Source organism: Kitasatospora sp. NPDC088779 (genome assembly GCF_040685395.1).
Classification (GTDB): Bacteria; Actinomycetota; Actinomycetes; order Streptomycetales; family Streptomycetaceae; genus Kitasatospora.
Genome location: NZ_JBFBHW010000101.1, coordinates 1 through 7558, shown reverse-complemented (window position 1 = coordinate 7558; position 7558 = coordinate 1). Strand labels below are relative to the sequence as shown.

At 70.4% G+C, this 7558-nt stretch carries 6 protein-coding genes; 3 read left to right on the top strand and 3 right to left on the bottom strand.

Going from position 1 to position 7558, the window contains the following annotated elements; translation table 11 throughout:
* Positions 1–180 precede the first annotated feature (180 nt).
* Both AB0P03_RS40395 and AB0P03_RS40390 read right to left on the bottom strand, forming a co-directional pair.
* A complete protein-coding gene (locus AB0P03_RS40395; protein WP_363633722.1) occupies positions 181–675 on the bottom strand; it encodes a hypothetical protein in 495 nt (164 codons plus the stop codon).
* A 288-nt stretch (positions 676–963) separates the two neighbouring features.
* Positions 964–1767, bottom strand: a complete 804-nt coding sequence (locus AB0P03_RS40390; RefSeq protein ID WP_363633720.1) for an alpha/beta hydrolase — start codon at positions 1765–1767, stop codon at positions 964–966.
* A 138-nt stretch (positions 1768–1905) separates the two neighbouring features.
* Here AB0P03_RS40390 and AB0P03_RS40385 point away from each other — a divergent pair, with 138 nt between their 5' ends.
* The gene (locus AB0P03_RS40385; protein WP_363633718.1) at positions 1906–2460 is read left to right on the top strand and encodes a TetR/AcrR family transcriptional regulator; all 555 of its coding nucleotides are present in this window, start codon (positions 1906–1908) and stop codon (positions 2458–2460) included.
* Positions 2461–2579: 119 nt separating this feature from the next.
* On the opposite strand, the gene AB0P03_RS40380 is transcribed toward AB0P03_RS40385, so the two are convergent.
* Positions 2580–5579, bottom strand: a complete 3000-nt coding sequence (locus AB0P03_RS40380; protein WP_363633716.1) for a CARDB domain-containing protein — start codon at positions 5577–5579, stop codon at positions 2580–2582.
* A 258-nt stretch (positions 5580–5837) separates the two neighbouring features.
* On the opposite strand from AB0P03_RS40380, the gene AB0P03_RS40375 reads away from it, so the two are divergent.
* Positions 5838–6503, top strand: a complete 666-nt coding sequence (locus AB0P03_RS40375) for a flavin reductase family protein (protein WP_363633724.1) — start codon at positions 5838–5840, stop codon at positions 6501–6503.
* A gap of 49 nt (positions 6504–6552) precedes the next feature.
* On the top strand, positions 6553–7047 hold the full coding sequence (locus tag AB0P03_RS40370) for a DUF4240 domain-containing protein (RefSeq protein ID WP_363633714.1): 495 nt from the start codon (positions 6553–6555) through the stop codon (positions 7045–7047).
* The last annotated feature ends 511 nt before the right edge of the window (positions 7048–7558 follow it).

Here is a 7558-nt window from a genome sequence, read left to right as displayed (position 1 = left end):
ACCGTCAGCACACGCCAGAATGATCCGGGCCCGTTCAGCGGCTCTTCGGTCCCAGGACCCCGCCCGACGCAGCAACTCGGCACGCTCGTCCTCAGACAGCGAGATCACCACGGCAGAAGGCCCAGGATGCGACACCATAAAAGGGCATCAACTTACCCTCATGATTTGTGGCGCATCACACTAGAGGACTTCGGTCTGCTGTGGGGCCACGCAGTGGGATTCCTCGCCGACCTGCACGACGTAGCCCTTCGGCGGCTCCAGGGACGTCGTCCACCAGATCCCGGTGACCTCCCCGACAGCGTCCGTCGTCGCGCCCGGCGTGTCCGACTCCGTGCGGATCCGGACGCGGGTTCCTTCGGGCAGGTCGCTGCGGTAGCGCGGAGGCATGCCGGGGTGGAGTCCTCCTCGGGAGGCCAGGAACTCCGGCCGTAGCCGCCAGGGGCTGCCGTCCTCGGTCTCCACCGTGTAGAGAGGTCCGACGTGGTCATCGCGCTCGTCCTGCTCGACGACACACGCGACGATCACCCCGGGGGTGCCCGCGATCTCCGGCCCGAGCCGGCCCAGTTCCGGAAGGGGCGGGTGCGGCGTCGCCAGTTCCACCAGCTCGCCGTAGGCCAGCGTGGCCTGCTCGGGCCAGGGAGTCTCGTCCACCGGCCACCGATGCCCGACCGTCATGAGGCCCTCCTGTCCATGGCCTCCGTGGACCCACCACACCATAACCGCGAGGCGGTCGGCCGATCCCGCCCGGCCGGCCCCGACCTGACCACGTACGACCTGGAACTGTCCGGCCGATCACTCTGCAGCAGCTGCATGAGGCCGGCCATCGCTGGCCGCCCGGCACCGGGCGGGCTCCGTTCGAGACCGAGGCTGAGACCGAGGTCGAGGCTGAGGCGGAGCCCGTGAACGAGGGCGCCGATTCCTGACCGCCACCGGCGTGGTGGCGCCGGGGGCGGTGCCGCCCGTTCAGCCGATGTGGTGCTGGTTGAGCCAGGTGAGGGTGTGGTCGGCGAGTTCGGTCCAGCCGTGGTCGACGGTGAGGGAGTGGCCGCGGTCGTCGAAGCGGTGGTAGTCGGTGACGGCGGGGGACTTGCGGTACTGCTTGTGGGTGGAGCGGGTGAGGATGTCGGGCACGGTGTGGTCGAGTTTGCCGGAGAGGAGGAGGAGCGGTCCGCGGTTCTGGTTGTGGGTGTCGACCTTGGCGGGGGAGTGTGGGGCGAAGTTGCTCAGGGCGAGTTGGAAGAGGGGGCGGGCGGGGCTGGGGATGGTCCATTCGTCGAAGAGCTGGTCGGATTCCTGCTGGGAGACGGCGTTGGCGAACGCGTAGCGGAACTGCTCGGGGTTGAGTGAGACGGCGCGCTTGGTGTTGCCGGGGTTGCGCAGGAAGGCGAAGGCGGACTTGGCCTGGGCGGGGCCGACGGCCTTGACGCCCTTGATCTGGCCGGGGCAGATCGCGACGGCGGCCTGGGCGAGGTTCTGGCCGAGGAGGTGTTGGGCGATGAAGCCGCCGACGGAGTGGCCGACGAGGACGGGCGGGGTGTCGAGGTCGCGGATGATCCGGGCGTGGTGGGCGGAGATCTCGGCGAGGCCGATTCCGCCCTGGGGGTCGGGGTTCCTGCGGGCCTGGGCGATGGTGGCGGGGACGCCGGGCCATTCGGGGAGGATCGGTTCGTAGCCGGCGTCGCGGAACCGGTCGGCCCAGCCCTGCCAGCTCGTGGAGTGCAGCCAGAGGCCGTGGATGAACATGACCGGGGTGCGGTTGCTGGGCATGGCGGGGTCTCTCCTGGTGCGTGAGGGCTGGGGATCGGATCGGCGGCCGGTCGGGGCGCGGTCGTTCGATCCAAGAAGTAGAAAGAGCGTTCTCTCTACTCCTCCAAGGTAGAACGATCCTTCTGCTAGCGTCAAGCCATGACGACGAGAGATTCCGCGCCACCGCGCGCTCGCATCCTGGCCGCGGCGATGCGGCTCTTCTACGCGCAGGGCGTGCGCGGGGTGGGCATCGACCAGCTGATCCGCGAGTCGGCGGTCGCCAACGCGACCTTCTACCGGCACTTCCCGTCCAAGGACGACGTCGTGCTCGCCTATGTCCGCGAGCACGACCGCCTCTTCCGCGCGGCCGCCGCCACAGTGGCGGACCTTCCTCCGCGCGAGGCCGTGGCGGCCCTGTTCACCGGCATCGCCGACGAGTTCTGCGCACCCGGCTTCCGCGGTTGCCCGTTCATCAACGCCGCCGCCGACTACCCCGACCCCGACCACCCGGTCAGCCGCGCGATCCAGGAGCACATGGACTGGTTCCGCGCCCTGCTGACCGGCCTGCTCGCCGACGCCGGCCACCCCGACCCCGACCGGGCGGCCGACACCCTGCTGATCCTGCGGCACGGCGCGATGAACCAGAGCCGCTTCACCGCCCCCGCGGCGGTGCGCGAGGCGCTGACGGCCGCCGTGGACGCCGTCCTCGGCTAGAAAGCAGGCAGAGTGCGCCACCGGTGGTGGCGCACTCTGCCCTCCCGGCCGCTACGCCCGGCGTGCGTGCCGTGTGCGTTGCGCGCGTCGCCGGGGCCGGCCCGGGTGGTGGAGGGTGGTCACTCTCCCGAGCGGTCCTGGCGCAGGCGGGCCGAGGCGAAGGCGGCGATGAGCCAGCCGAGGCCCAGCAGCGCGCCGCCGCCGAGGCCGACCGTGGCCACCGGGGCTCCGGCGCTCGCGAGCATCAGGGCGGGTTCCTGCACGGCGGTGTCGCGCGGGGGAACGGGCGCGGGGTGGGTGCCGGCGGGGTGTTCGGCGGCCGACGTGTCACCGGGGGCGGTGCCGTCGGGGTGGTTGTCCCACTGGCCGGGCCCGGGGTGGTGGTCGCCCCAGCCGCCGTGGCCGCCGGAGTTGTGGCCGTCGCAGCCGCCGTGGTCCTGGTCCTCGCAGGGGGTGCAGGCGACGATGGTGACGGTGTTGCTGGTCGCCGTCACCGGGGTGCCGTCGGGGGTGGTGCCGGTGACGGTCGCGGTGTCGGTGATCTTCCCGGCCTGCACGTCGGACTCGGCGGTGGAGTACGTCGCGGTGCAGGTCGTGGACGCGCCCGGGGCCAGGGTGGTCACCGGGCAGGAGACGGCCGGCGTGCCCGGGCCGGAGTCCGTCACGGCGAGCGAACTGATCGTCGTGTCACCGGTGTTGGTGACGGTGAAGGTGTAGTGCAGGGCCTGTCCGGCGGCGGAGAACGAGGTCTCCTGGACGGCCTTGACGATCTTCAGCCCGGCGAAGGGCACGGTCACCTTGTTGCTGGTGGAGGTGATGTTCTGGCCACTGGGGGTGGTGCCGGTGACCTGGGCGGTGTCGACGACCTTGCCCGCGGCGACGTCGGCGTCGGTGGTGACGTAGGTCGCGGTGCAGTTCTCCGAGGCGCCCGGCGCGAGCGGCCCGGTGGGGCAGGTGACGGTCGGCGTGCCGGGGCCGTTGTCCACCACGCCGATGTTGGTCAGCGGCTGGGCGCCGGTGTTGGTGACCGCGTAGGTGTAGTGGATGGTCTGCCCGGCGGCGGTGTACTGCGCCTCGGCGGCCTTCTTCACCACGCTGATGGCGACCAGGGGGGTGTTGACCTTGTTGCTGGTCGTGGTGACGGTCTGGCCGCCGGTGTCGGTGCCGGTGACCTGGCCCTGGTCGGGCACGTTCTGGGCGGCGACGTCGGCGGCGGTGGTGACGTACGTGGCCTGGCAGGTGGTGGACTGGCCGGGCGCGAGCTGGTTGGTTCCGCAGCCGGAGACGGTGACGCCGGGCGTCAGGTCGGTCACCGTCACGTTGGTCAGTGCGATCTGGCCGGTGTTGGTGACGGTGTACGTGTAGTTGAGGGTCTCGCCCGGGGCTGTGAAGTCCGGCTGGACGGCGGACTTGGTGATGGTCAGCGCCCGCAGCGGCACGACGACCTGGTTGCTCGTCCCGGTCACCGTCTGGGTGCCGACGGTGGCGGTGAGGTTCGCCGTGTCGGTGATCGTGCCCGTCGTCGCGTCGGCGGCGGTCGCGGTGTAGGTGGCGGTGCAGTTCTCCGTGGCGCCGGCCGCGAGCGGGCCGGGCGGGCAGGTGACCGTCGGGGTGCCGGGGCCGGTGTCGGTGACCGCGACGTTCGTCAGCGCCACCGGGGCGTTGTTGGTCACCGTGTAGGTGTAGTGGATGGTCTGCCCCGCGACGAACGAGGCCTCGGTCGCCGCCTTGGTGATCGTGGGGGCGGGGACGTTGACCAGCACGGTGGTGGTGCAGCCGCCGGTGGTGGCGCAGGTGCCGCCGGCGATGGTCGGCGCGAGGTTGTTGGTCAGCGCGAAGTTGCCGGTGTCCGGGTTGTTGACCTTGACCTGGTACGTCACCGTCACGGTGGAGCCGGCGGCGGGCGGCGCCGTCAGCGTGCCCGACCAGGTCAGGGTGTTCCCGGTGACGGCGGCCGTTCCGGAGCTGGCGGTGACGGAGCCCGGCACCAGCGTGCCGTCCGTCAGTACGGCGGAGAGGTCGTCACTGAAACCCGCGAAGGTGGCCGGGTTGGTGCCGGTGTTGGTGACGGTCTCGGTGTAGGTGAGGGTGTCGCCCTGGTCCACCGGGCCGGTCGGGGAGACCGACTTCGCGACGGTGTAGGAGGTGCCGGCCGGCAGGTTGCAGTTCCCGCTGTCCTGGGTGGCGGAGGCGCCGTAGAAGCGGTGCCCGGTGTTGGCGATGACGGTGGTGGGCAGCGTCGCGGTCGAGCTGGCGGTCGGCACCGAGTTCAGCTCCTCGATGGTGCCGTTCGCGCGGAAGATGTAGACGTTGCCGCCGGACTGCGCCAGACCGTAGATGGAGTTCGGGGTGGTGCCGATCTCGGTGATCGTGTTGTCCGGGTGGATGCGGAAGTAGCTGGTGGGGTTCTGGAAGAACGAATCGAACGCGACCCCGAGGATGTCGCCGTCGGACAGGGTGACGAAGTCGCCCGAGGAGACGAGCGTGGCGGGGTAGGCGACGGGGAACAGCGTGCTCACCCCGGTGGCCGGGTTGATCGTCCAGATCTGGTTCGAGAAGAACGACGCGACCAGCAGGGTGCCGTCCGGGCGGGCGCTCAACGCGTTGAAGTCGAATCCGTCGACCGCGGCCGGACCGGTGATCACCACCGAGCTGGTCTCCGCGCCGGTGGCTGGGTTGATCGTGTACAGCGTCGCCGGGGTTTCCTGCCAGGACACCCCGTACAGCGTCGTGCCGTCCGCACTCCACGCGATGTCCCCGTAGTCCCGCACCAGCGGCACGTCGGACAACTGCGTACCGGTCGGGCTGTACGAGTACAGCTGGTCACCGCCACCGCCGGTGTTCACCCACAGCGGCGTCGGCGGACAGGTCAGCGCCCGGGTCCCTGACTTCCCGTCCGCGCCGTTCGCGCGGTCTGCGCCGTCCGGGGACTTCCTGTCGGCGTCGTCCCCCGGCGAGGCGACGGCAGGGCTGACGGACGTCGCACCTCGTGCCGGGAAGGCGTGCGCCGGGAAGGCCTGCGCCGAACCGCCTCCCCAACCCGCCGTCATGCCGATGACCGCCAGCCCGATCGCCGCGGCGAGCCTGCCGCGCGACCGGCCGCGTCTGATCCCTGCCATACCGTCTCCGTTCCAGTCGGGCGTGATCACCACAGGGCCCCACGCCACAGAATTTTGATAACACGAAGTGTTTTTGTGAACACTTTGAGTAACTTGACATGGGTTGGCCCGGCCCGCCATCCGTACCCGAACTGGCTGCGTCCGCCGGATGTCGGCCACCTGGCCGCATCGCGGCCCCTCGCGCGGCGCCCCGGCTGCCGACGATCCTTCGGTCCGCGCCGAAGAATCCCCGACTTACCGTCGATTCCCGTGAACACCATGACGCCTGACAGCACACGCACTGACGCGCTCACTGACGCGCTCACCGATGGCTCGGTGAGCGCGGACCACGTGGCCATCGCGCCGAGCATCCTCTACTTCGGCACGCCCGTCGTCCTGCTCTCAACGGAGAACGGGGACGGCACCCCCAACCTCGCGCCGATGTCCTCGGCCTGGGCCCTTGGCCAGGTGATCGTCCTCGGCATGGGGGCCGAGGCGCAGACCGCGCACAACCTCCGCAGCCGACCCGAGCTGGTGATCAACCTGCCCGAGCCGACCCAGTGGCCGGCGGTCGAACGACTCGCGCCGCTCACCGGGCGCACCCCCGTACCCGCGAACAAGCAGGACACCTTCCGGTTCGAGCGGGACAAGTTCGCGGCCGCAGGCCTGCGGGCCGAGCCCTCCGAACTCGTCCGGCCGCCCCGGGTCGCCGAATGCCCCCTGCAACTGGAGGCCCGTGCCGCCCGGATCCAGCCCGACGCCTCCGGCGGGTTCCTCATCGTCGAAGCCCACGTGCTCAAGGTCCACGCCGATCCGGGCATCGTCGTCCCCGGCTCCCAGCACGTCGACCCGGCCCGGTGGAGCCCGCTGATCTACAACTTCCGCCACTACTACGGACTCGGCCCCGAGCTCGGCCACAGCTTCCGCACCCAGACGCCCCGTTGAAGCCGTTCTGCCGTCCTGCCTGTCAGCCCCAGCTGTCAGGGTGACGGGCATGGACCTCGACACCTTCTGGCAGATCATCGACGACACCCGCGCCGAAGCCGCCGACGAGAGCGAGCACGCCGACGCGCTCACCGAACACCTCGCCGGCCTGACGCCCGACCAGATCGCCGACTTCGACCGGCACTACGCGCAGCAGAAGGCCCGCTCCTGCACCTGGCTGCTCTGGGGCGCGGGCTACCTCATCAACGACGGATGCAGCGACGACGGCTTCGACTACTTCCGCGACTGGCTGATAGGCGCCGGCCGCACCCTCTTCGAACAGGCCCTCGCCGACCCGGACAGCCTCGCCGAACTCCTCACCCCCGACCAGGAGGAACTGGAGGCCGAAGACCTCGCCTACGCGGCCACCCATGCATACCGCCAACTCACCGGCAACGACCTCCCCGACAACGGCATCACCGCCGGCCCCCCGACCGGCGAACCCTGGGAGGACGAAGACCTCCCCACCCTCCTCCCCCACCTGTCAGCCCGCTTCGCCGACTAGCCCCCCGCCCGAGACTCCCCATGCCCGGCGCCGTTTCCGCCTCAGGGAATTATGTAGACCGACCGTCATATTCCTAGCCCCAGCCCACCTGGGGTGCTGCGCAGGAAGTCGGCCAGGCCGACTTCCTGCGCGCAGCAGGGGAGGGGGTTCACGCCCGCCGCGAGACGAATATGTAGACCGACCGTCATATCCTGCGCTGCCCACGGTGGATTCCACACAGGAAGTCGATCAGGCCGACTTCCTGTGCGGACCGGAGGTAGAGGCCGCGCTCGCCGGGCGCGTAGCTATGTAGACCGGTCTTCATATTCTGCGCCCACCAGTCCTGGCTTGGGCTGCTGCACAGGAAGTCGGCCAGATCGACTTCCTGTGCGCGAGCGGGGGTGCTCATGCTTGCCGCGAGCCCAACTAGGTAGACCGGTCGTCATATTTGGCTCGCTGCTGGGTGGGTGTCGCGCAGGAAGTCGGGCTGGGGGGCGTGCAGGGAGGGGCGGGGGGGGGGGGGCGCGCGGGC